Genomic DNA, 23,248 nt, shown 5'->3' with positions numbered 1-23,248 from the left:
AATCCGGTCAATTCAAGTTACATTGCCAAATGGTCAGGCATTAACGACTTGGGCCATAAGCATAAGGAAACCGAAATCATGTACTTTGGATACAACGGACTCATTGGTTTGCTGGTGCTCGCTGGGGATATTTGGGCCATTTTGAATATTTTTCAAAGCTCAGTTTCCAACGAGAAAAAATTGATTTGGATCATCGCTGTAGTATTACTACCCGTTCTGGGTCTGCTGCTGTGGTTTTTCCTTGGGCCGCGCAACGGTAGGTCCAGCTAACGATTGTCTGAGTCGGAGTCTAAATTGCAGGCAATCATCTGCAGGGTTTGTCAGTTTTTTTATACCTGCATAGATTTGTAGTGAACTACCGGGAGGGACAATACCGGCGCCACTTTGGACCAATTCCCAAGACCAGTTTATCCCGCAGACGCCAGATGTGTCCGCCGATACTTTGGTCGATCTTACTTTAGCCGTTCAATAGCATCGGGTCACACATGTTCTCCATGTTCGACAACGACGACAGCGACTATTCGTCTTTGCTTACGCCAAATTTCGGTGGCTATGTCGTCAACATGCGGCATGGCTACTCGCCGTCCTACATGGTTCTTCACCGCGGTTCCTGCGCGACGGTCAACCCCAGCACGTCGTCCTCGGATCCGGGTGCGTTCACAGAACGCGACTATCTCAAAGTTTGTAGCACCGATTTGGAGAGCCTTCGTTCCTTGTTAAAAGCGTTTGGCCGCCCAAATGGTTCGTTCTCTGCAGAGTCCAGCAAGTGCTTGCACAATCAAGGGTACGGCTAACAATTGGTATGTTTGACCGCAAAGCCGGGAGTCCTGCATGTTCACTACTGTCGCTCTCACAACCAGTCAGATCGTCGTCCAGGTCTGCCTGTTTCTCGTCGCAGCCATTGCCATATTCGGTGGCTCGCTGCAGTTCTATCTCGGGCAACCTGATACCTCACCACGCCTGGACAACGTTCATCGGTTCATGGCTGGTGTGTACCTGTCCACTGGCATCATCTGCCTTTGGGCCGCGCTCACCATTCGCCAACAGGGCTTTTTGGTCTACTTGCTTGCGCTCGGAGTGCTGCTTGCAGGTGTCGGGCGGCTTGTCTCCATCTCGAAGGTTGGCCTACCAGAGCCGGCTGCCGTGTGGCTCGGCTATCTCATCCCGGAACTGCTCATTCCGTTCATCATGGCAGGCGCTCACTATGCAGGCTCATAAGTCCATAGCGCCGAGCAAAACGGCGTGGCCTCACCCTTTGTTCGAGAGGGACTACTCAAAAGTGCAGAGCCCCTGAATTTGAACGGTAAGCCTTCACACAACACAACACACCATTGCGAGGTTTCGATGCCAAACGTTGCAAAGCCAGTCGCGATTCTTGCGTCGGAAGCACCAGTCAGAACCAAGCCCTCGAACTATCCTGAGCCGTTCGCATCCAGAATGACGGGTAGAGAGAAGCGCCCGCTCGGAGCCCCCGTGCTTTCAAGTGTTTTTGGGGGGGGTGGGCTTCCCCCCAGGGCCCCCCCCCCCCCCCCCCCGGCCGCCGCCCGCCCCCCCCGGCCCCCCCCCCCCCCCCCCCCCCCCCCCCCCCGCCGGAGGCCCCCGGGCCTTGGCGGCCCCCCCCCCCGCCCCCCCCCCCCCCGCCCGCCCCCGGGCCCCCCCCGCGAGGCCCCGGGGGAGGGCCACCGCCGGCGCCGGGGCCCCCCCCGCCCCCCCCCCCCGCCCCGGGGCCGGGTCGCCCGCCCCCCGGCACCGCCGCCGGCGAAGCCGCCCCGGCCCCCAGCCCCCCCCCCCCCCCCCGCCCCGGGGCCGCCGCGGGCCGCCCCAGCGGCGGCGGACCCGCCCCGGGGCTGGCCCCCCCCCCCCCCACGCTTTTCGCGCCCCGCAACACTCCCCCGATAGGCCCCCCCCCAGCGCGCGCCCCCGCCCGCCCCCCCCACGCAAGGTCGCCCCCCCCCGGCCCCGCCGCCGGCCCCACGCAGCCCCCGCGCGCGCCCCGACCCCCGCGGCCCGGCCCCAGGATTCCCCCCCGCGCCCCCCGCCCCCGCCCCGCCGCCAAACGCCCCCCGAGCCCCGGCCCCGGGCGGCCCCCCCCGGCGCGGCCCGCGCGCGCCCGCCCCCCCGACCCCCCCCCCCCCGCCCCGCCCCCGAGCCGGCCGCCCCGCCGCCGCCGACGCCCGGCCGCCCCCGCGCCAGCCCGGCGCCGCCCGGGCCCCGCCGGCCCGACGACACCGCCCCCGCCCCCACCCCCCCCCCGGGCCGCCCCCCGCAGGGCGCCCGCCCCGCCCGACACACCCCCCCCACCCCGCCCCCCCCCCCCCCCCCCGCCGCCGCAAGCGCAAAAGCGCCGCCGAAGCCGCCAGCGCCCCCCCGGCCCGCGCCCCCGGCCAAAGCGCGGCGGGGCGCCCCCCCGGAGCCCGGCGGCCCCCCCCCCCCCGCCGGCGGCGCCCCCCGCCGCGGGACCGGCCCCAGCCCCCCGCCGGCGCCGCCCCCCCCCGGGCCCCGCCGGCCCCCCCCCGGCCCCGGCCCCGGGGCCCCCGCCCCGGCCCCCGGCCGGACCGCCCCCCCCGCCCCCCGCCAAGCGACCCCCCCCCCCCCCCCCGCCCCCCGCGCCCCCCGCGCGCGCGGGGCCGGGCCCGCGGGCGGGGGCCCCGCCGCCGCCGGGCCCCGGGACGGGCCCCCCCCCCGCCGGGGGCCCCGGGGCCCCCCGGCCCGCCGGCGGCCACGCCCCGCCCGCCCCCCAACCCCGCGGCCCCCGGGGCCGCCCCCCCCGGGGGCGTGAGAGCCGAGGCCCGCGCCCCCGCGACAACCCGGAGCGGGGGGGCAACCCCGGCCCCCCCCGCACGAAGGGAAGGAAGGGCGCCCCGGCGCGCCCCCCCGGGGGCCCACGGCCGGGTTTACCAACGGCACCCCCGGGGCCGGCCGCAGGGCGCCCGGGGCGCCGGTCCCCCCCCCCCCCCCGCGGGGAACAAGAGCCGGCCCCCCGCCGAGGCGCCCCCGCCCCCCCCCCGCCCGCGGCGCCGGCGAGGGGGCGGCCCCCCCCCCGCCCGGCGGGGCGCGGGCCCCCCCCGCGCCCCCCCCCCCCCCCCCGGCCGGCTGGTTTTCCCCCCGGGGGGGGCCCCCCCGCCGCCCGAGAGTCCCGCCCGGCCCGGCCCGGCCCCGGCCCCCGCCCCGCCCCCCGCCGGGCGGGGCGGCCCCCCCCCGCCCCCCGGCGGGGGCGGCCCCCCCCCCGGAAACCATGGAGAGACCCGGCCTCCCCCGGGCCCCCGGGCACCCACCTGGCCCCCCCCCCCCGGGCGGCGCCCCGCCGCGGACCCCCCCGCGCCCCCCCGGGCCCCCCCGGGGCCGCCCCGCCCGCCGGCCCCCGCCGCGCGGCCCCCCCCCCCCCGGCCCCCCCCCCCCGGCCCCCCCCCCCCCCCCGCCCCCCTCCCCCCCGGACCTATTTGGCCTGATGAATTTTGGAGTCAATCTCACACGCCTGGCGCCGAACGCCGTGTCGGCGCTCCGACATGCTCACTCGAAGCAAGACGAGTTCATCTATATCCTGCAAGGGAACGCAGTCCTTCGCACCGATGAAGGTCTTACGCCACTCTCACCAGGAATGTGCGCGGGGTTCAAGGCCGGTACCGGCAATGGCCATTGCCTGATCAATGAATCTGCAGAAGAAGTTGTGTACCTTGAGGTAGGCGACAGGACGCCAGGAGACGAAGGCAGCTATCCCGACGAAGATCTGAAGGCGTTGATGGTCGATGGCAAGTGGCAGTTTGTTCACAAAGACGGTGCCCCTTACGCGTGAGCCACGTGGCAGGCCGTGCGAGCCCATCAAACGTGAGCTGAGCGACCGCCTACGTTTTTCTGATGCAGTTGAATGGCAATTCATTTCGGGACGAATCTTGCGGGAAAGTCCCGCCTATTGCCGCTTTTAGTTGGCCGCTTCCAACCCATTGGTGAAGTGTTCGCGCATGCGTTGCGCGGTGGCCTGTGCGTCTCGCACCAACAGTGCGGCCATGATGGCGCGGTGCTCTTGCAGGGATTCGTTCATACGCCCCGTTTTGAGTAGGGAGTTGTGGCGGTTGAGCTTCATCACCTTGCGCAAGTCTGCCACCATCTGGTCACGCCAGCGGTTGTTGGCAATTTCCAGAAGACGCATGTGGAAGCGTTCGTTCACTGCAAAGAAGGTGTCTGTATTGGCCGTACCTGCGAGGGCAGCGGACTCCAGTGCTGCATGCAATTCCTGCAGTTCCATCAACTCTGCCGGTGTTGCCTTGGCAGCCACGACGCCGGCGGCATCGCTTTCCAATAGGCTCAGCAGGTGGTACACGTCGGCCAGATCATTTATTGACACTTCGGTCACGTAAGCACCCCTGCGCACCTTCATGGTGACCAGTCCCTCGGCGGCCAGCACCTTTAAGGCCTCGCGCAGCGGCGTGCGGCTGATGCCGTATTCCTCTGCAATGCGCAGTTCGTCAATCCAGCTACCCGGCTCCAGTTCGCGCTTGAAAATACGCTGGCGCAGCCGTTCGGCCACTTCTACATACAGGGCTTTGGGCGAGAGCGAGTGGTTCGCGCGGTCGTCGGTTGTTTCGGTCGGCATTGGCGGACTGTAAGCTGGAATGAATATTTTGAATCAATAATTATGAATAATGTAAACTAAAACGTCAGACACCACTCGACCGTTTACCCCAAAACGATCACCATTACGGCCAACCGGACTCCGCCATGACTGAAAAGCACTCTGAATTCAAATCCAGCAACCTTGACGCCTGGAACAAGGCTGCAGCCAAGTCGGCACCGGGCGGCAACGTGGATGCCCTGAACTGGATCACCCCAGACGGCATTTCCGTCAAGCCCCTGTACACCGCTGCCGATACGGCTGACCTGAAGTACGCCGATACGCTGCCTGGCTTTGAGCCCTACCTGCGCGGCCCCCAGGCCACCATGTATGCGGTGCGCCCCTGGACCATTCGCCAATACGCCGGCTTTTCCACCGCCGAAGAGTCCAATGCCTTCTACCGTAAGGCGCTGGCTGCTGGCGGGCAGGGCGTCTCCGTGGCGTTTGACCTGGCTACCCACCGCGGCTACGACTCGGATCACCCCCGTGTCACCGGCGACGTCGGCAAGGCCGGCGTGGCGATTGATTCAGTGGAGGACATGAAGATCCTGTTCGACCAGATCCCGCTGGACAAGGTGAGCGTCTCCATGACCATGAACGGCGCCGTGCTGCCGGTGCTGGCGGGTTACGTGGTGGCGGCCGAAGAGCAGGGCGTGTCGCAAGACCAACTGAGCGGGACCATTCAGAACGACATTCTGAAAGAGTTCATGGTGCGCAACACCTACATTTACCCGCCTGCGCCCAGCATGCGCATCATCGGCGACATCATTGGCGACACCGCCAAGAACATGCCCAAGTTCAACTCGATCAGCATCTCGGGTTACCACATGCAAGAGGCTGGGGCGAACCAGGCGCTGGAGCTGGCCTTCACGCTGGCCGATGGCAAAGAGTATGTGAAGACCGCCATTGCTACCGGGCTGGATGTGGATGAATTTGCCGGGCGCCTCTCGTTCTTCTGGGCCATTGGCATGAACTTCTACTTAGAGGTTGCCAAAATGCGCGCCGCGCGCCTGCTGTGGTGCCGCATCATGAAGGGCTTTGACGCCAAGAACCCCAAGAGCCTGATGCTGCGCACCCACTGCCAGACCAGCGGTTGGAGCCTGACCGAGCAAGACCCGTACAACAACATCGTGCGCACCACCATCGAGGCCATGGCCGCGGTGTTTGGTGGCACGCAAAGCCTGCACACCAACGCGCTGGACGAAGCCATTGCGCTGCCCACCGAATTCAGCTCGCGCATTGCCCGCAACACCCAGCTCATCATCCAGGAAGAGACGCACATCACCAATGTGGTGGACCCATGGGCGGGTAGCTACATGATGGAGAAGCTGACGCAAGACATGGCGGATGCGGCCTGGACCATCATTGAAGAAGTCGAAGCCATGGGTGGCATGACCAAGGCCGTTGACAGCGGCTGGGCCAAGCTGAAAATTGAGGCTGCAGCAGCCGACAAGCAGGCCCGCATCGACAGCGGGCAAGACGTGATCGTCGGCGTGAATAAGTACAAGCTCAAGAGCGAAGACCTAGTCGACGCGCGCGACATTGACAACGTGGCCGTGCGGGATTCACAGATTGCCCGCCTCAACGCTATCAAGGAAAAACGTGATGCAGCCCTCGTCGGTGCTGCGTTAGCTGCTATTACTTGTGCAGCAGAATCAAATACGGGCAATCTGCTGGACCTGTCCATCAAAGCCATGCGTCTGCGCGCCACGGTGGGCGAGGTGAGCGATGCGATGGAGAAAGCCTTTGGCCGCCACCGTGCCGACACCAATAAAGTAAGCGGCGTGTACGCCGCCGCCTACGACTCCGCCAAAGGGGACACCATGGAATACTGGAACGCACTCAAAGCCGACATTGCCGCTTTTGCTGAAAAGCAGGGCCGCCGCCCCCGTGTGATGGTCAGCAAGCTGGGCCAGGACGGCCACGACCGGGGTGCCAAAGTGGTGGCCACGGCCTTTGCCGACTTGGGTTTTGACGTGGACATGGGCCCGTTGTTTCAGACGCCAGAAGAGTGCGCCCGCCAGGCGATCGAGAACGACGTCCACGCAGTCGGCGTTTCCACCTTGGCGGCTGGCCATAAAACGCTGGTGCCCGCCATCATTGCCGAGCTGAAGAAGCAGGGTGCAGACGACATCATTGTGTTCGTGGGTGGCGTGATTCCACGACAGGACTACGACTTTTTGAATGCTGCGGGCGTCAGGGGCATCTTTGGCCCCGGCACGCCGATTCCGGTATCGGCGCGGGAAGTGCTCACGCAGATTGAAAAGGCCATCGGGTGACACCTGAAGTCGTTGTGGCAGCCTTGCTGGGGGGGAGTTCGCCCCTCCAGCGTCGCGCCATTGCCAAAGCCATCACGCTACTGGAGTCCACTCGCGCCGACCACCGCGCGCAGGCGGACGAACTGCTGACTGCCTTGCTTCCGCATACCGGCAAATCCCTGCGTTTAGGAATTAGTGGCGTGCCTGGCGTAGGCAAGAGCACTTTTATCGAAGCGCTGGGTCTGCACCTGATTGGTCTGGGCCACCGCGTGGCCGTGTTAACGATTGATCCGTCATCATCCGTATCAGGTGGTTCCATCCTTGGCGACAAGACCCGCATGGAGCAATTGTCGGTGCGCGAGGAAGCCTATATCCGCCCCAGCCCCAGCAGCGGCACGCTGGGCGGCGTGGCCGAGAAAACACGCGAAGCCATGTTGGTTTGCGAGGCAGCGGGCTATGACATCGTGATCATCGAGACCGTGGGCGTAGGTCAGTCTGAGACGGCAGTGCACGGCATGACCGACATGTTTGTACTGCTGCAACTGCCCAACGCGGGCGATGACTTGCAGGCCATCAAAAAAGGCGTGATGGAGCTGGCCGACTTGGTGGTGATTAACAAGGCCGACATTGACCCCAATGCAGCCCGGCGTGCGCAGGCTCAAATCAATTCCAGCCTGCGACTTTTGGGTATGCATGGCAACCCGAACGACCCGCACAGCGACAAACACTGGCAACCTCAAGTGATCTCTCTGAGCGCTCTGCAGGGAACCGGGCTGGACGCTTTCTGGGCAGCCGTTTGCAAGTTCCAAACCCTGGGTCAGGCCAATGGCCAAATCGCCGCACGTCGTCAACAGCAATCGCTGGCCTGGATGTGGGAGCGTATCGATGCCGGTCTAAAACAGGCCTTTAAAACAAACCCCGCCGTGCGGGTGCGTTTGCAAGCCACTACCGATGCCGTAGCCGCTGGGCAGCTGGCAGCATCAACTGCAGCAAGAAATCTGCTTGCAGCCCTCGCCAATACTACGTAAGCAGCTACCGAAGCTATAGCAAATCAACACCAACCCTTGACTGACCGGAAAGAAGGAAACCATGCACGACATCCTTGAACAGCTAGAGGCCAAGCGCGAGCTCGCGCGACTGGGCGGTGGTCAAAAACGCATCGACTCCCAGCACAAAAAAGGCAAACTCACAGCCCGTGAGCGGCTGGAGCTGCTCTTGGACGAAGGCACATTTGAAGAGTGGGATATGTTTGTTGAACACCGCTGCGTGGACTTCGGCATGCAGGACAACAAGATCCCCGGCGACGGAGTAGTCACCGGCTACGGCATGATCAATGGCCGCCTGGTGTTTGTCTTCAGCCAGGATTTCACCGTGTTTGGCGGTGCTTTGTCTGAGGCGCATGCCGAGAAGATCTGCAAGGTCATGGACCAGGCCATGAAGGTCGGCGCACCCGTCATCGGCCTGAACGACTCGGGCGGTGCGCGCATTCAGGAAGGTGTGGCGTCATTGGGCGGTTATGCCGACGTGTTCCAGCGCAATGTGATGGCCAGTGGCGTAATTCCGCAGATCAGCATGATCATGGGGCCATCGGCTGGCGGTGCGGTGTACAGCCCCGCCATGACCGACTTCATCTTCATGGTCAAAGACAGCTCTTACATGTTTGTGACTGGCCCCGAGGTGGTCAAGACGGTTACCCACGAGGAAGTCACTGCCGAAGAGCTGGGCGGAGCCATCACCCACACCACCAAGAGCGGCGTAGCTGATCTGGCGTTTGAGAACGATGTAGAGGCCTTGCTCATGCTGCGCCGCCTTTACAACTACCTGCCACTGTCCAACCGCGAGAAGGCCCCTGTTCGCAAGAGTGGTGACCCGATCGACCGCATGGAAAAGAGCCTCGACACCCTGGTGCCGGAAAATCCCAACAAGCCCTACGACATGAAAGAACTCATCGTCAAGACCGTGGACGATGGCGACTTCTTTGAGTTGCAGCCCGAATACGCCAAGAACATTCTGATCGGCTTTGCGCGCATGGACGGTCAGACCATTGGCATCGTGGCCAATCAGCCGCTGGTGCTGGCCGGTTGCCTGGACATCAAGAGCAGCATCAAGGCGGCGCGCTTCGTGCGGTTTTGCGATGCGTTCAATATCCCGGTGGTGACTTTTGTTGACGTGCCCGGCTTCATGCCTGGTACCAGCCAAGAGTACGGCGGCATCATCAAGCATGGTGCCAAGCTCTTGTACGCGTATGCCGAGTGCACGGTGCCAAAAATCACCGTCATCACCCGCAAAGCGTATGGTGGCGCCTATGACGTGATGGCCTCCAAACACCTGCGCGGCGACGTCAATCTGGCCTGGCCCAATGCTGAAATTGCAGTGATGGGTGCCAAGGGCGCGGTGGAAATCATTTTCCGCGAAGACAAAGGTGACCCAGCCAAGCTCGCTGCCAAGGAAGCTGAATACAAAGCCCGGTTTGCCAACCCCTTTGTCGCTGGTGCACGCGGTTTTATCGATGATGTGATTTTGCCCAGCGAAACGCGTAAGCGCATTTGCCGTTCGTTGGTGATGCTCAAAGACAAGAAGCTGGAGAACCCGTGGCGCAAGCACGGGAATATTCCGCTGTAGCGCCACACCATGTCCAAAGCCGACACAGCAGTCCAGGTGCGCAAGCTCACCGATATTCCAAATATTGGTGTGTCAATTGCGCAAGACCTGATGGGTCTGGGCATTGACTCACCTGAAGCCGTCAAATCCATGGACCCAGTAGCGACGTATGACGCGCTGCGCACGCCCATGGGCCAGCGGCATGACCCCTGTGTACTGGACACTTTTCTGGCAGCCAAAGAATTTATGAACGGTGGCCCCAAGCGGCCCTGGTGGGACTTCACAGAGCAACGCAAAGCGATGCTGAAAACATTGAATTGGAGATAAATATGTTTACCAAAATCCTCATTGCCAACCGTGGCGAAATTGCCTGCCGCGTCATCGCCACTGCCCGCAAGATGGGCATCAAAACCGTGGCTGTGTATTCCGACGCCGATAAGGATGCCCGCCACGTGATGATGGCTGACGAAGCCGTGCACATTGGCCCGGCCGCCAGCCGCGAGAGCTATCTGGTGGCTGACAAGATCATTGCCGCCTGCAAGCAGACCGGTGCACAGGCTGTGCACCCCGGCTACGGGTTTTTGAGTGAGAACGCTGAGTTCTCCAAGCGCGTGGAAGAAGAGGGCATCATCTTCATCGGCCCTAAGCACTACTCGGTGGGCGCCATGGGCGACAAGATTGAGTCCAAGAAGCTGGCGGGTGCTGCGGGTGTTAATTGCATCCCCGGTGTCAATGATGCCATTGACACGCCCGAGCGCGCGGTTGAGATTGCCAAAGGCATTGGCTACCCCGTGATGATCAAGGCCAGCGCCGGTGGCGGTGGCAAGGGTCTGCGCGTGGCCTTCAACGACAAGGAAGCCTTTGAAGGCTTTACCAGTTGCAAGAATGAGGCGCGCAACAGCTTTGGCGATGACCGCGTGTTTATTGAGAAGTTTGTTGAAGAGCCACGTCACATCGAGATTCAGCTGATCGGCGACAGCCATGGCAATGTGATCTATCTGAATGAGCGCGAATGCTCCATCCAGCGCCGCCACCAGAAGGTGATTGAAGAGGCGCCATCGCCCTTCATCAGCGACGCCACCCGCAAAGCCATGGGCGAGCAGGCCGTGGCCCTGGCCAAGGCCGTGAAGTACCAAAGTGCGGGAACGGTGGAGTTCGTGGTCGGCAAGGACCAGAGCTTTTACTTTTTGGAGATGAATACCCGCCTGCAGGTTGAGCACCCTGTGACCGAGTGCATCACCGGCTTGGACCTAGTGGAGTTGATGATTCGCGTAGCCGCTGGCGAAAAGCTGCCACTCACCCAGGCTGAAGTCAAACGCAATGGCTGGGCCATTGAGTGCCGCATCAATGCCGAAGACCCTTTCCGCAATTTCCTTCCCTCCACCGGTCGCCTGGTGCGCTTTGCTCCGCCGGAGCAGACCATGTTCCAGGCCAATACGACAGACTGGTTTGGCGTGCGGGTGGATACCGGCGTGCAAGACGGCGGCGAGATTCCAATGTTCTATGACTCGATGATTGCCAAGCTCATCGTGCACGGAGCCGACCGCAACGATGCGATTGCCAAGATGCGTGAGGCGCTGAACGGGTTTGTGATTCGCGGCATCAGCAGCAACATCCCGTTCCAGGCGGCCTTGCTGGCGCATCCGCGCTTTGTGTCGGGTGACTTCAACACCGGCTTCATCGCCGAGCAGTACGGCAAAGGCTTCGCGGCAGAAGACGTGCCGCACGAAGATCCGAGTTTTCTGGTCGCGCTGGCGGCTTTTGTGCGGCGCAAGTCGCGCGAGCGTGCTGCCACCCTGAGTGGCCAGTTGCCCGGCTATGGCGTGCGCGTCGGTCAAGACTATGTGGTGGTCACACTGGCCCAAGGCGGCAACAACGCCTACACCCCGGTGCATGTGGACGAGTTTGTGGGTGAAACCGGTTCGGCCCGCGTCCGGGTGGGCGCAGCCAGCTACGAAATTCGCAGTAACTCGCGCATCAACGACGTGGCCATTACCGGTACCGTCAACGGCCAGCTGTTCACTGCCCAGGTAGAACGTGGTACACCCAAGAATCCGCTGGCTCTGCGTCTGCAGCACAATGGCACACGTATTGATACCCTGGTAGTGTCGCCGCGCATGGCTGAGTTGCACGCCTTGATGCCCCACAAGGCGCCGCCGGACATGAGCCGTTATGTGCTCTCGCCGATGCCCGGATTGCTGGTTGATGTGGCGGTAGTGCCCGGCCAGAAGGTGCAGGCTGGTGAGCGGGTTGCAGTGATCGAAGCCATGAAGATGGAGAATGTACTCTTCGCGGCAGCGGATGGCGTAGTTGGCAAGGTGCTGGCAGCCAAAGGTGAGTCGCTGACCGTGGATCAACCGATTGTGGAGTTCGTCTAAATGAAGCGTCCTTTTCAAGTGCTGGGTATTCAGCAAATTGCAATTGGTGGGCCGGACAAAGAGCGACTTAAAAAACTCTGGGTCGATATGCTCGGCCTGGAAGTTACCGGTACTTACAAGAGTGAGCGTGAAAACGTGGATGAGGACATCTGCGTTATAGGCGCCGGTGTTTTCAAGGTGGAAGTGGACCTGATGCAACCACTGGATCTTGAGCAAAAACCTGCCGTGCACACCACGCCGCTGAACCACGTGGGGTTGTGGATTGACGATTTGGCAACTGCGGTGGAATGGTTGACGGCGCAGGGCGTGCGTTTTGCTCCAGGTGGAATTCGCCAGGGGGCTGCGGGGTTCGACATCTGCTTCCTGCACCCCAAAAGCAACGATCAGTTTCCCATCGCGGGTGAAGGCGTACTCATTGAATTGGTGCAGGCGCCACCCGAAGTGGTCAAGGCGTTTTCGCAGCTCGCGCACCCTGGGCAGAGTCGCTAAACCATAGAACCCCTTTACGACCACCTTTTTGCGTAGATACTCAGGTTAGATTTCCTGGGATATGAGCATGACAGTTATTGAGGTGGCAGTGACGCGACAACCGGAGTTGTGGTGGGCGCTCGCGGGCTTGGCCCTGACAGCAATGCTGTTTCGGCTGATTCGTCCGAGCGAGCGACGGGCTTTGCGTGTGACTTGGTTGCTGGTCGCTTTGGTGGTTGTAGCCTTGGCTGGCGTAGCGCGGTTTCAGAGCTACCCTATGTTTGCGACAACCGTCATGGGTCTTGCGGTTGTTTTGTGGGGACTGGCCGCTATTCATCTGTTGTCGACCATCATTTTTCGCGGTGTCCTTCCAGCACTCGGCGTGAATGCTCCCCGTATTGCGCTTGATCTGACTGTCTTGATTCTGGCGGTGGCTTGGGGCATTCTGTGGTTGCGCTTGGGGGGGGTGGATACCTCGCAGTTGTTTGCCACGTCGGCCGTGATCACTGCGGTACTGGCATTTTCCATGCAGGACACGCTGGGCAATGTGCTGGGTGGGGTCACCCTGCAATTGGACAATTCTTTGCGGGTGGGAGACTGGGTCCGGGTGGACGACACGAGCGGGCTTGTGACGGATGTGCACTGGCGCTACACCATTATCGAGACCCGTAACCGTGAACTGGTCTTCGTGCCCAATGGGTGGTTGATGAAAAACCGCTTCACCGTGTTGCGCGCCGGATTGGATGCGCCCTTTGCTTGGCGACGTGGTGTGCAGTTCAATATTGATCCCAGCGCCGATCCAGACGCAGTAATCCGTGCACTGGAACGTGCGGTGCTGGATTCGGAAATACCCCACGTGTTGACCGACCCACCGCCCAATGCCATTCTGTTTGATGTGGCATCCGGCTACAACCGGTATATCTTGCGGTATTGGCTGGGCCATCCCCGACATGATGATCCGGGGGATTCCGCAGTGCGTGTGCATGCTCTGGCGTCCTTGGCGCGCGCTGGTATTCGAGCTGGGGTGCCACAAGAAGAGCATCTGATGATCAAAGAGAACGAGAGTTGGCGGGATGCGCAGGGGCGTCAGGAGTTTGATCGCCGCCTGGCAGCCATTCGGCGGACAGAATTGTTCGCCAACTTTTCGGAACCAGAGCAGCGCACGCTGGCCGGGCACCTGATCCACGCACCATTTGCTGCGGGCGACATCATCACCCGTCAGGGTGCCGTGGCGCATTGGCTGTATCTCATTATTCAGGGTGAAGCCAAGGTGCTGGTCGATTCGCCAGATGGCCGCCTGCTGGTGGCTACTTTGCGGGATGGCGCCATTTTTGGCGAAATGGGCATGCTCACTGGAGAGGCGCGCAGCGCCACGGTGGTGGCGGTTACGTCGGTGGACTGCTATCGGCTGGACAAGGAAGGCTTTGCCAAAATCCTGCAACAGCGCCCTGAAGTGGCTACGGAAATGACCGCCATTGTGGAAGCCCGTAACGCGCAGCGCAGCGCTTTGTTGACGCGTTCGGGGCAGGCTGTTGTGCCCGGCGATTTGCTCAGTCGCATACGCAATTTCTTTTCTACCTGATGGTGCCAAGTTGGTTTTTTTTGATGCCGATCATCAAAACAACAAATGCCTTCTGACATAAGGGATTACCCGTACTTTTTCAGGCGTATGCCGCCGTAGACTGGCACACACCAGCGTGGCTGTTTTCCAAGCCGCGCAGGCCAAGGAGACAGACTTTGCAACCCGTCAATACCTCTCATCCGGCGTACTTTCACAAGGTCGTCGATTGCCAATGGGCCTGCCCGGCCCATACCCCCGTACCCGAATACATCCGCCTGATCGGGCAGGGTCGCTACGGCGATGCCTACATGATCAACTGGGTATCCAACGTCTTTCCTGGAGTCCTGGGCAGAACGTGCGACAGGCCGTGCGAGCCAGCCTGTCGGCGCGGTCGGGTGGAGGAGAACAATGGCGAGAAGCCCGAACCAGTTGCCATTTGTCGTCTGAAGCGCGTCGCAGCCGACAACAAGGAAGACGTCAAGGCACGCATGCCGTCCATTGGCCCCAAGAATGGCAAACGTATTGCCTGTGTTGGGGCTGGTCCGGCTGCACTGACCGTGGCGCGAGATCTGGCGCCGTTGGGCTATTCCATCACCGTGTTTGACGCTGAGGCCAAGGCAGGCGGTTTCATGCGCTCCCAAATTCCGCGTTTTCGTCTGCCAGAGTCAGTTATTGATGAAGAGACGGGTTACATCCTCGACATGGGGATTGATTTCCGCAGTGGGCAGCGGATCGATTCGCTTAAGGACCTGATGGGACAGGGCTTTGATGCCATTTTTGTCGGTAGCGGTGCGCCACGTGGTCGTGAACTGGATGTTCCCGGACGCAAGGAAGCCGCCGCCCATATCCATGTGGGTATTGACTGGTTGGCATCCGTATCTTTTGGCCACATCACCACAGTAGCTCCCCGCGTGATTGTTCTGGGTGGTGGCAACACGGCTATGGACTGCTGCCGTTCGGCGCGACGTCTGGGTGGTAAGGATGTGAAGGTCATCGTGCGCAGCGGCTTTGAGGAGATGAAGGCCTCTCCCTGGGAGCGCGAAGATGCCATCCATGAGGGTATTCCCATCATCAACTACCACGTGCCCAAGAGCGTGCAGCACCAAAACGGCAGGCTACAGGGCATGACCTTTGAGATTGTGCGTGCGGAGTACGACGCCAAGGGGCGGCGCAGCCTCGTTCCCACGGGTGAGCCGGATGTGTTTTTTGAGTGCGATGAGGTGTTGGTGGCGGTGGGGCAGGAAAATGCTTTCCCGTGGATTGAGCAGGATTGTGGTGTCGCGTTTGACAAATGGGGCCTTCCCATACTGGGTGACGCCACATTTCAGTCCACTGTACCCAACGTGTTCTTTGGTGGTGACGCGTCCTTCGGCCCCAAGAACATCATCACTGCAGTGGCCCAGGGCCATGAGGCCGCTGTGTCCATCGACCGGTTCCTCCACGGCGAGTCAGTCACGGTGCGCCCGGAACCACTCACTAAGCTCATGTCGCAGAAGATGGGCATCCACGAATGGAGCTATCACAACGATGTGTCCAACGACACGCGTTTCAAGGTGCCATGGGCTGCGGCAGAAACGGCGCTGGCCAATATCCGGGTAGAAGTAGAGTTGGGCTTTGACGCCGCCACGGCGTTCAAGGAAGCCAGCCGCTGCCTGAACTGCGATGTGCAGACGGTGTTTAACCGAGACACCTGTATTGAGTGCGATGCCTGCGTAGACATTTGTCCCATGGATTGCATCACCTTCACCGCCAACGGCGACGAGGCCGAGTTGCGCACCCGGCTCAAGGCACCCGCCACGAATACGGACCAGGATCTGTATGTGTCGGCTGAGCTCAAGACCGGTCGCGTCATGGTCAAGGACGAGGATGTATGCCTGCATTGCGGCCTTTGTGCCGAGCGTTGCCCCACTGGGGCCTGGGACATGCAGAAGTTTTTATTGAACACCATGCAGGCGGGGCCTGGCTGTCGCGACAGCAAGGTACCGCTAAAGGAGCTCGCATGAAACGGCTGGAATCCATCAACGATTTCGTTATCAAGTTTGCCAACGTCAACGGTTCGGGGTCGGCCTCGGCTAACGAACTGTTTGCCAAAGCCGTCATGCGCATGGGCGTGCCAGTGAGTCCACGCAACATCTTCCCCAGCAACATCCAGGGTATGCCAACCTGGTACGAAGCCCGTGTGTGCGAAAAGGGTTATCACGGTCGTCGCGGTGGTGTGGACATGATGGTCGCCATGAACCCCCAGACTTGGGATGCTGACATTGCCGAGATTGAGCCAGGTGGTTACCTGTTTTACGACAGCACGCGCCCCATGCCGCCCAACAAGTTCCGGGAAGACGTGCAGACCATTGCAATTCCACTGACAGAAATTGCCAACGCAACCTACACCGACCCGCGCCAGCGCCAGTTGTTCAAGAACATCATTTATGTGGGCGCCTTGTCGGCGTTGCTGGATGTGGATGCGGACGTGTTCGAGACCTTGTTTGCCGAACAGTACAAGGGCAAAGAGCGTTTGCTGGATTCCAATATCCAGGCCCTGCATTTGGGGCGTGACTATGTGAAACAACATCTGCAATACCCACTGGGCCTGCGCGTTCGCCGTTCTGACAAAGTGGGCGACCAGATTTTTACCGATGGCAACAGCGCCGCCGCCCTGGGTTGTCTGTTTGGTGGCGCCACGGTGGCAGCGTGGTACCCGATTACACCGTCATCGTCCATTCCAGAGGCATTTCAGAAGTATTGCGACAAGTACCGCATTGACGAGGGGACTGGCCGCCACAACTACGCCATCGTGCAGGCGGAAGACGAGCTGGCCTCTATCGGCATGGTAGTGGGTGCGGGCTGGAATGGTGCACGTGCCTTTACCGCCACGTCGGGCCCTGGTGTGTCGTTGATGACCGAGTTCATTGGGCTGGCCTATTTTGCCGAGATACCGGTCACCATCATCAACGTGCAGCGCGGTGGCCCTTCCACCGGAATGCCCACCCGCACGCAGCAGGCCGATATTTTGTCCTGTGCCTATGCGTCCCACGGGGATACCAAGCACGTGATGCTGATGCCGCAAGACCCCATGAATGCTTCACCCATTCTGCGGCGGCGCTGGATTTGGCCGACCGACTTCAGACGCCCATCTTTGTGATGACCGATCTGGACATTGGCATGAACCAGCGGCTGTGCAAGCCCTTTGTTTGGGACGAAGGCAAGGCTTTCGACACAGGCAAGGTCATGACCGCAGCCGAACTGGAAGCCGGAAAAGACTTTGGCCGCTACAAGGATGTTGATGGTGATGGCATACCCTGGCGCACCCTGCCGGGAACCCACCCGTCCAAGGGTGCGTTCTTTACTCGGGGTACTACGCGCAATCCGTATGCACAGTACTCGGAGCGGGGCCCGGACTACATTTACAACATGGAACGGCTTAACCGCAAGTTCAAGACGGCGGCCGATCTGGTGCCGCAGCCCATTTTGCGCAACGCCGCGCAGAATACACCTTTTGGCGTGATCTATTTCGGCTCCACCAGTCCGGCCATGCGCGAGGCCCTGGATGTGCTGGAAGAAGAGGGCATCCACCTGGACGCCCTGCGGCTACAGGCGTTTCCGTTTCCCGAATCGGTCAACCGCTTTATTGCCGAGCATGAGCGGGTGTTTGTTGCGGAGCAAAACCGCGACGGACAGATGCGGTACCTGCTAATCAATGAACTGGATGTGGACCCCGCGCGGCTGGTGCGGGTGCTGCATTACGATGGCACGCCCATCACTGCGCGCTTTATTGCCAATGCCATTCGCAAAAATGTCGAAACGGTGGCCCAATCTGTGCCGGCTTTCGGTAGCAAGGAGATGGTATGACCTATATTGCAAAGCCCCATTTGCACCATCCCACGCTAACCAAAAACAAGGTTGGTTACACCCGGCGTGACTACGAGGGGCGAATCTCGACCTTGTGCGCCGGCTGCGGGCACGATTCCATCTCGGCGGCCATCATCCAGGCGTGTTGGGAGCTGGACATTGAACCCCACCGGGTGGCCAAGCTGTCTGGCATTGGCTGCAGTTCCAAGACGCCCGACTACTTTCTGGGTGCCTCGCATGGTTTCAACACTGTGCATGGGCGCATGCCATCAGTGTTGACCGGCGCCAACCTGGCCAATCGCGATCTGCTGTACCTGGGCGTTTCGGGCGACGGGGACTCGGCGTCCATTGGATTGGGCCAGTTTGCCAATGCCATGCGTCGTGGCGTGAACATGGCCTACATCGTGGAGAACAACGGCGTCTACGGTCTGACCAAAGGGCAGTTCTCTGCCACTGCCGACCGTGGCTCCAAGAGCAAGAAGGGTGTCATCAACAGCGACAGCCCAGTGGACTTGGTGGGCCTGGCCTTGCAATTGGGGGCGACCTATGTGGCGCGTAGTTTTTCGGGTGACAAAGCACAACTGGTGCCGCTCATCAAAGGTGCCATGTCGCATGGCGGCGCCGCATTTATTGATGTGATCAGCCCCTGCGTGACCTTCAATAACCATGGTGGAAGCACCAAGAGCTACGACTATGTGCGCCAGCACAATGAGGCGGTGAGCCGCATCGATTTTATGGACATGCACAGTGAGATCACCACCGCCTACGAGCCGGGTGAGGTGGTGGAAGTGCAACAGCACGACGGCTCCCTTTTGCGCCTGCGCAAGCTGCACCCGGAATATGACCCCACCGATCGTTTCAAAGCCATGAGCTACATGCAAGAGCACCAGCAACGCGGCGAAATAGTGACAGGTTTGCTGTATGTGGACCCGATGGCAACAGATTTGCACCTTGCACTTAATACCACCCATCGACCGCTGAACACGTTGGGCCCAGCCGAACTCAGCCCAGGTGCCAAGGCGTTGGACAAGATCAATGCCGCACTGCGTTAAAGCGCACAGAGTAGATGTTTTTTGCAAGGAGTGGTGATCATGTCTGAACGCACTGTTTTCCAATCCATGTCCCAACGGCATGTTGTCAGCCTGGGGCCAAACGCCAGTGTGTGGGACGCGGCCTGCGTCATGACGCGTGCTAATTGCGGCAGCGTCCTGATCATGGATACGCCCGGCACTTTGCTGGGTATCGTGACAGAGCGTGACCTGATGACCCGCGTGCTGGCCAAAGCGCTGGACCCGCAGACGACCGGCGTGTCGGAGATCATGACACGCAATCCCCATTGCGTGGGCCCTGAAATTTTGGTGTCGGATGCAGTGCTCATCATGATCGAGCGCGGTTTCCGGCACTTGCCCATTGTTGGCGCTGGTACCAAGATACTGGGCGTTTTTTCAGTTCGAGACGCGCTGCCACGTGAAATTGGCAATGCTGTCAGCCTGGCTGAGTTTCATGAGCAAGTGAATGACGCTCTGGGCTGATGGGCTGTTCGTGGACAAGACGGTAGCCTCATCTTTGGCGGCGGTTTAGTCGCCAGCGCGTTTGGCGCGTGCGCGGGCCATGGCGGCTTCGATGATATTGCGCTTGCGATCCAGTATTTGCGGATCCGTGATGCGGGAATGTGCCATCAAGTCTGATAGCTTAATCTGGGCCAGTGCTGCTTGCTTGTCGTCGTTTTCCTGTTTGTCGCGTGCCCGGCGCAGGGTGCTGCGGGCATAGCGTTGGCGGGCCAGTTCTGCCTGTTCACGGGACCATGCCGACCATCCGGTTGCGCTGCCGCTGGCGTTCTCAATCTTGATGCAATCCACCGGGCAGACCGGCAGGCACAGTTCGCAGCCCGTGCAATACGGCTCGATCACCGTGTGCATGCGCTTGTTGGCACCCACAATGGCGTCGGTTGGGCAGGCATCCAGGCACAGGGTGCAACCGATGCACCAGTCTTCATCGATGTGGACGAGGGTACGTGGCCCCTCTTCGCCAAATTCCGGGTTGATCGGTATTTCGGGCCGCCCGGTTATCTGTGACAGACGCACCACACCGGCTTGTCCACCAGGAGGGCATTGGTTGATTTCAGCGTCGCCGGTGGCCAATGCTTGTGCGTAACCCGCGCAATCCGGATAGCCGCAGCGCGTGCACTGCGTCTGGGGCAGGGCGTCCAGGATGCGCGACGCCAAGTCCGCGAAAGCGTTGGACGCCGGAGTGCTCACTTCTTGGCTGCTATGCGCTTTGTTGCTACTTTTTTAGGAGCTACTTGCGTAGTTTTTACGAGGGCTTTCGCGCTATTTGGTTGATTCTGCAGAATAAAGGCCTTCACCTGCGGGTACACCATTTCGCGCCAGCGCTTGCCGGAAAAAATGCCGTAGTGACCGGCTCCTTTAACCTCGTAGTGGTGTTTGTGTGCGGCTGAAACGCCGGTGCAAATATCATGCACAGCCTGCGTTTGGCCGGAACCAGAGATATCGTCAAGTTCGCCTTCCACCGACAGCAGGGCGGTGGTCTTAATGTCCTGTGGACGGACATGCTCCAGCTTGCCATTTTCGGAGCGAATATGCCAAGTGCCGTTAACCAGGCTGAAGTCCTGGAACACCACCCGGATGGTTTCCAGGTAGTAGTCGGCGTCCATGTCCAGAACGGCGTTGTACTCGTTGTAGAACTTGCGGTGTGCCTCAGTGCTGGCGCCGTCACCCTTGATCAGATCTTTGAAATAGTCGTAGTGGCTTGTTGCGTGGTTGTTTGGGTTCATGGCCACGAAGCCGGTGTACTGGAGGAAACCGGGGTACACACGGCGACCGGTTCCAGGAAAACCACTTGGCACACGGTAGATCACATTGTTCTCAAACCAGTTGTGGCTTTTGTTCACGGCCAGGTTGTTGACCCCAGTGGGCGACTTGCGTGCGTCAATGGGACCACCCATCATAGTCATGGACAGCGGCGTCAATTCGCCACGACTGGCCATCACGGATACGGCGGCCAACACGGGAACGGTGGGCTGGCACACGCTCATCACGTGGCAGTTGCCGTACTTCCCTTGCAAATGGCGAATGAATTCCTGCACATAGTTGACGTAATCGTCCAGATGGAATTCACCTTCCGACAGAGGAACCATGCGGGCATTCTTCCAGTCGGTGATGTAGACCTTGTGGTCGCGCAGCATGGCCTTGACGGTGTCGCGCAGCAAAGTTGCGTAGTGACCAGACAAAGGCGCCACGATCAGAACGGCGGGCTGGTCCTTGATTTTTTCCAGCGTTGCCTGGTCGTCGGTGTACCGCTTGAAGCGGCGCAACTCGCAGAAGGGCTTGTTCAGTTCCACCCGTTCGTGGATAGCCAGTTCCACGCCATCGACATCGATTGTGCGCAGACCGAACTCGGGTTTGACATAGTCCTTACCCAGGCGGTGAATCAAGTCGTAGCCGGCGGAGATGCGCTGTGCAAAAGGATTCTGACCGGCCAGGGTCTTGGGGTTGGCAAACACCTTGGAAGCCGTTTGGGCCAGGTCTGCAAACGGCTCCATCAAAGAACGTTGGGTTTCGTAGAACTGGTACAGCATGAGAGGTCTCGCTTTTGAAAACGTTGCGTAGCAACAATATGTTGCAGTGCAATATAACAGTTTTACGGCTTTCTTGGGTTGTGGTTTTCCACAACCCTATTCTCAAGATGTCAGGATTTTGTCAGGTGACCTAAACCACTTTGGCAATCGATGCACAAACGTAGTCAATGTTCTTGCTGTTGAGCGCGGCCACGCACATGCGGCCAGTGTCGGTGCCGTAAACACCAAATTCATTGCGCAGGCGCACCATCTGGTCTTTGGAGAGGCCCGAGTAGCTGAACATGCCGATTTGACTGGTAATGAAGGACATGTCCTGCTTGACTCCAGCCGCCTTCAGGCCATCCACCAGTTTTTGGCGCATGGCCTTGATGCGCACCCGCATTTCGCCCAGCTCTTTTTCCCACAGGGCACGCCACTCGGGGTTGGACAGCACGGCTGCCACCACGGCGCCGCCGTGGGTGGGTGGGTTGGAGTAGTTGGTGCGGATGACAATCTTCAGTTGTGAGAGCACGCGGCTGGCTTCTTCTTTGTCGGTACACAGTACTGAGAGGGCACCCACGCGCTCGCCGTATAGGCTAAAACTCTTGCTGAATGAAGTGGAGACAAAGAAAGTCAGACCAGCGGCCACAAATTTTGCAATCACTGCGCCATCCTCGGCCAGGCCGTAGCCAAAACCCTGGTATGCCATATCCAAAAATGGGGTCAGATTACGGGTTTTGCAGGCGGTAATCACCTGGTCCCACTGGGCGGGGGTAATGTCGTAACCGGTGGGGTTATGGCAGCAAGCATGCAAAACCACGATGGTGCCGGCAGCGGCAGCGTTCAGGGCGGCCAGCATGGCGTCGAAGTTTACGCCGCGTTTGGCCGCATCGTAATAGGGATAGGACTCCACCGCGAAGCCGGCGTTGGTAAACAGGGCGCGGTGGTTTTCCCAGCTAGGGTCGCTGATCAGCACCGTCGCGTTGGGGCTGAGTTTTTTCAGAAAATCGGCGCCAATTTTCAAGCCGCCGGTTCCGCCTACTGCCTGCACCGTGGCAACGCGTCCGGAGGTGACGGGTTCGCTGTCGGCACCGAACACCAGGGCCTTAACGCCCGCATCGTAGGCCGCAATACCGTCGATGGGTAGGTAGCCACGGGGGGTGGGTTTGTCCATCATGGCTTTCTCTGCGGCTTGCACACAGGCCAGCAAGGGCAGTTTTCCGTTGTCGTCGTAGTACACGCCCACGCCCAGGTTGACTTTGGCGGGGTTGGTGTCGGCGTTGTATTGCTCGTTCAAACCCAGAATCGGGTCACGGGGGGCCATTTCTACGGCAGAAAATAGGGACATGAAATTCCTCTTGGAGTGGTCAAAAAGTCAGATGGGTTGGTCTGGAGCGGACAGCGATGCCCGCGCATCGTGCGAGATTTTACCGGGCTGAAGCGTTCAGTACATCCAGCACCGTGCCCGGGATTCGGGTTGGCTTGTGGGTCTGACTGTTCACGCAGCCAATGCGCACAGTTGCGCGGCAAAGAACCGGGGCAGCATTGGCATCTGGATTGTCGGCAGTCAATAGACTGGCTTCTTGCCGCAGCGTAAATGAGGATCGCCCCATTTCCAAGGGCTGGGCGGTAACCAGCAACTGATCATCCAGCCGGGCAGAACGCAGGTATTTGAGCTGCACATCACTCACCACAAAGATGCAGCCCTGCGTCTGTTGCAATGCACTTTGGGCGATTCCCAAGGCACGCAACCATTCGGTGCGGGCACGCTCAAAATACTTCAGGTAATTGGCATAGAAAACAATGCCACCTGCATCAGTGTCTTCCCAATACACACGGACGGGCCAGGTGAACACGTTTTCGGCAGAGGGCAGGGCGGTAGGGCTCATGTGCAATATTGTTGCAGATGGGGTGCTAACTGTTTGGCTGGGTGGGTGGGTGCGCATGAGG

General features: G+C 60.5%; 19 protein-coding genes and 1 pseudogene. 15 read left to right on the top strand and 5 right to left on the bottom strand.

From position 1 onward, the window contains the following. Positions 1-78 precede the first annotated feature (78 nt). The 4 genes from IPI80_RS11400 to IPI80_RS11385 all read left to right on the top strand — a co-directional run bounded on the left by IPI80_RS11400 (position 79) and on the right by IPI80_RS11385 (position 3,793). Complete coding sequence (locus IPI80_RS11400) at positions 79-270, top strand: PLDc N-terminal domain-containing protein (protein WP_413860123.1); 192 nt, start codon at positions 79-81, stop codon at positions 268-270. A 224-nt stretch (positions 271-494) separates the two neighbouring features. Continuing rightward, positions 495-794, top strand: a complete 300-nt coding sequence (locus IPI80_RS11395) for a hypothetical protein (RefSeq protein WP_413860121.1) — start codon at positions 495-497, stop codon at positions 792-794. Positions 795-831: 37 nt separating this feature from the next. Next, a complete protein-coding gene (locus IPI80_RS11390) occupies positions 832-1,218 on the top strand; it encodes a DUF4345 family protein (RefSeq protein ID WP_413860119.1) in 387 nt (128 codons plus the stop codon). Positions 1,219-3,448: 2,230 nt separating this feature from the next. Further along, a complete protein-coding gene (locus tag IPI80_RS11385; protein ID WP_413860117.1) occupies positions 3,449-3,793 on the top strand; it encodes a cupin domain-containing protein in 345 nt (114 codons plus the stop codon). 126 nt (positions 3,794-3,919) lie between these two features. Here the strand turns inward: IPI80_RS11385 and IPI80_RS11380 are convergent, their stop codons facing one another. Then, entirely contained in the window at positions 3,920-4,591 is a 672-nt protein-coding gene (locus IPI80_RS11380) for a GntR family transcriptional regulator (protein ID WP_413860115.1), read from the bottom strand. Positions 4,592-4,716: 125 nt separating this feature from the next. On the opposite strand from IPI80_RS11380, the gene scpA reads away from it, so the two are divergent. The 11 genes and pseudogenes from scpA (at position 4,717) to IPI80_RS11325 (ending at position 19,253) form a co-directional block, all read left to right on the top strand. Continuing rightward, the gene (scpA, locus tag IPI80_RS11375; protein ID WP_413860113.1) at positions 4,717-6,888 is read left to right on the top strand and encodes a methylmalonyl-CoA mutase; all 2,172 of its coding nucleotides are present in this window, start codon (positions 4,717-4,719) and stop codon (positions 6,886-6,888) included. Next, entirely contained in the window at positions 6,885-7,895 is a 1,011-nt protein-coding gene (gene meaB / locus IPI80_RS11370) for a methylmalonyl Co-A mutase-associated GTPase MeaB (RefSeq protein ID WP_413860111.1), read from the top strand. Before scpA ends, meaB begins: the two co-directional genes overlap by 4 nt. Positions 7,896-7,956: 61 nt before the next feature. Then, complete coding sequence (locus IPI80_RS11365; RefSeq protein ID WP_413860109.1) at positions 7,957-9,489, top strand: acyl-CoA carboxylase subunit beta; 1,533 nt, start codon at positions 7,957-7,959, stop codon at positions 9,487-9,489. Between the two features lie 9 nt (positions 9,490-9,498). Next, entirely contained in the window at positions 9,499-9,795 is a 297-nt protein-coding gene (locus IPI80_RS11360) for a helix-hairpin-helix domain-containing protein (protein WP_413860107.1), read from the top strand. Between the two features lie 2 nt (positions 9,796-9,797). Next, positions 9,798-11,846, top strand: a complete 2,049-nt coding sequence (locus tag IPI80_RS11355) for an acetyl-CoA carboxylase biotin carboxylase subunit (protein ID WP_413860105.1) — start codon at positions 9,798-9,800, stop codon at positions 11,844-11,846. Further along, on the top strand, positions 11,847-12,335 hold the full coding sequence (locus IPI80_RS11350) for a VOC family protein (protein WP_413860103.1): 489 nt from the start codon (positions 11,847-11,849) through the stop codon (positions 12,333-12,335). It abuts the gene before it with no gap. A gap of 67 nt (positions 12,336-12,402) precedes the next feature. After that, complete coding sequence (locus tag IPI80_RS11345) at positions 12,403-13,896, top strand: cyclic nucleotide-binding domain-containing protein (RefSeq protein WP_413860101.1); 1,494 nt, start codon at positions 12,403-12,405, stop codon at positions 13,894-13,896. Positions 13,897-14,051: 155 nt separating this feature from the next. After that, positions 14,052-15,878: an FAD-dependent oxidoreductase gene (locus IPI80_RS11340; protein WP_413860099.1), complete on the top strand. Its 1,827-nt coding sequence runs from the start codon at positions 14,052-14,054 to the stop codon at positions 15,876-15,878. Continuing rightward, positions 15,875-17,721, top strand: a pseudogene (locus IPI80_RS11335) (2-oxoacid:acceptor oxidoreductase subunit alpha). The gene IPI80_RS11340 and the pseudogene IPI80_RS11335 overlap by 4 nt, the downstream one beginning before the upstream one ends. Continuing rightward, positions 17,718-18,773 (top strand): 2-oxoacid:ferredoxin oxidoreductase subunit beta, encoded by a 1,056-nt coding sequence (locus IPI80_RS11330; protein WP_413860097.1) that lies wholly within the window; start codon positions 17,718-17,720, stop codon positions 18,771-18,773. Before IPI80_RS11335 ends, IPI80_RS11330 begins: the two are co-directional and overlap by 4 nt. 39 nt (positions 18,774-18,812) lie before the next feature. Then, positions 18,813-19,253 (top strand): cyclic nucleotide-binding/CBS domain-containing protein, encoded by a 441-nt coding sequence (locus IPI80_RS11325; protein ID WP_413860095.1) that lies wholly within the window; start codon positions 18,813-18,815, stop codon positions 19,251-19,253. A 45-nt stretch (positions 19,254-19,298) separates the two neighbouring features. On the opposite strand, the gene rsxB is transcribed toward IPI80_RS11325, so the two are convergent. From rsxB to ybgC, 4 genes are all read right to left on the bottom strand, one after another. After that, positions 19,299-19,979, bottom strand: coding sequence for an electron transport complex subunit RsxB (gene rsxB / locus IPI80_RS11320; protein WP_413860093.1), 681 nt, complete (start codon positions 19,977-19,979; stop codon positions 19,299-19,301). Beyond that, complete coding sequence (locus IPI80_RS11315) at positions 19,976-21,319, bottom strand: polyhydroxyalkanoate depolymerase (RefSeq protein ID WP_413860091.1); 1,344 nt, start codon at positions 21,317-21,319, stop codon at positions 19,976-19,978. Before IPI80_RS11315 ends, rsxB begins: the two co-directional genes overlap by 4 nt. A 130-nt stretch (positions 21,320-21,449) precedes the next feature. After that, positions 21,450-22,646: an amino acid aminotransferase gene (locus IPI80_RS11310; protein ID WP_413860089.1), complete on the bottom strand. Its 1,197-nt coding sequence runs from the start codon at positions 22,644-22,646 to the stop codon at positions 21,450-21,452. Positions 22,647-22,725: 79 nt separating this feature from the next. Further along, on the bottom strand, positions 22,726-23,187 hold the full coding sequence (gene ybgC, locus IPI80_RS11305) for a tol-pal system-associated acyl-CoA thioesterase (protein ID WP_413860087.1): 462 nt from the start codon (positions 23,185-23,187) through the stop codon (positions 22,726-22,728). Positions 23,188-23,248 lie beyond the last annotated feature (61 nt).

The sequence above is a fragment of the Candidatus Aalborgicola defluviihabitans genome, from assembly GCF_016705985.1.
GTDB classification, from domain to species: domain Bacteria; phylum Pseudomonadota; class Gammaproteobacteria; order Burkholderiales; family Burkholderiaceae_C; genus Allorhodoferax; species Allorhodoferax defluviihabitans.
This window is presented reverse-complemented; position numbering and strand designations above follow the sequence as displayed.

Bases quoted from the DNA above. Each gene is read 5' to 3' on its own strand.
- IPI80_RS11380 (WP_413860115.1), bottom strand. From the start codon at position 4,591: ATGCCGACCGAAACAACCGACGACCGCGCGAACCACTCGCTCTCGCCC.
- IPI80_RS11315 (WP_413860091.1), bottom strand. From the start codon at position 21,319: ATGCTGTACCAGTTCTACGAAACCCAACGTTCTTTGATGGAGCCGTTT.
- IPI80_RS11390 (WP_413860119.1), top strand. From the start codon at position 832: ATGTTCACTACTGTCGCTCTCACAACCAGTCAGATCGTCGTCCAGGTC.
- ybgC (WP_413860087.1), bottom strand. From the start codon at position 23,187: ATGAGCCCTACCGCCCTGCCCTCTGCCGAAAACGTGTTCACCTGGCCC.
- IPI80_RS11310 (WP_413860089.1), bottom strand. From the start codon at position 22,646: ATGTCCCTATTTTCTGCCGTAGAAATGGCCCCCCGTGACCCGATTCTG.
- IPI80_RS11325 (WP_413860095.1), top strand. From the start codon at position 18,813: ATGTCTGAACGCACTGTTTTCCAATCCATGTCCCAACGGCATGTTGTC.
- IPI80_RS11395 (WP_413860121.1), top strand. From the start codon at position 495: ATGTTCGACAACGACGACAGCGACTATTCGTCTTTGCTTACGCCAAAT.
- IPI80_RS11365 (WP_413860109.1), top strand. From the start codon at position 7,957: ATGCACGACATCCTTGAACAGCTAGAGGCCAAGCGCGAGCTCGCGCGA.
- IPI80_RS11330 (WP_413860097.1), top strand. From the start codon at position 17,718: ATGACCTATATTGCAAAGCCCCATTTGCACCATCCCACGCTAACCAAA.
- IPI80_RS11355 (WP_413860105.1), top strand. From the start codon at position 9,798: ATGTTTACCAAAATCCTCATTGCCAACCGTGGCGAAATTGCCTGCCGC.
- IPI80_RS11400 (WP_413860123.1), top strand. From the start codon at position 79: ATGTACTTTGGATACAACGGACTCATTGGTTTGCTGGTGCTCGCTGGG.
- IPI80_RS11360 (WP_413860107.1), top strand. From the start codon at position 9,499: ATGTCCAAAGCCGACACAGCAGTCCAGGTGCGCAAGCTCACCGATATT.
- IPI80_RS11345 (WP_413860101.1), top strand. From the start codon at position 12,403: ATGACAGTTATTGAGGTGGCAGTGACGCGACAACCGGAGTTGTGGTGG.
- scpA (WP_413860113.1), top strand. From the start codon at position 4,717: ATGACTGAAAAGCACTCTGAATTCAAATCCAGCAACCTTGACGCCTGG.
- IPI80_RS11385 (WP_413860117.1), top strand. From the start codon at position 3,449: ATGAATTTTGGAGTCAATCTCACACGCCTGGCGCCGAACGCCGTGTCG.
- IPI80_RS11350 (WP_413860103.1), top strand. From the start codon at position 11,847: ATGAAGCGTCCTTTTCAAGTGCTGGGTATTCAGCAAATTGCAATTGGT.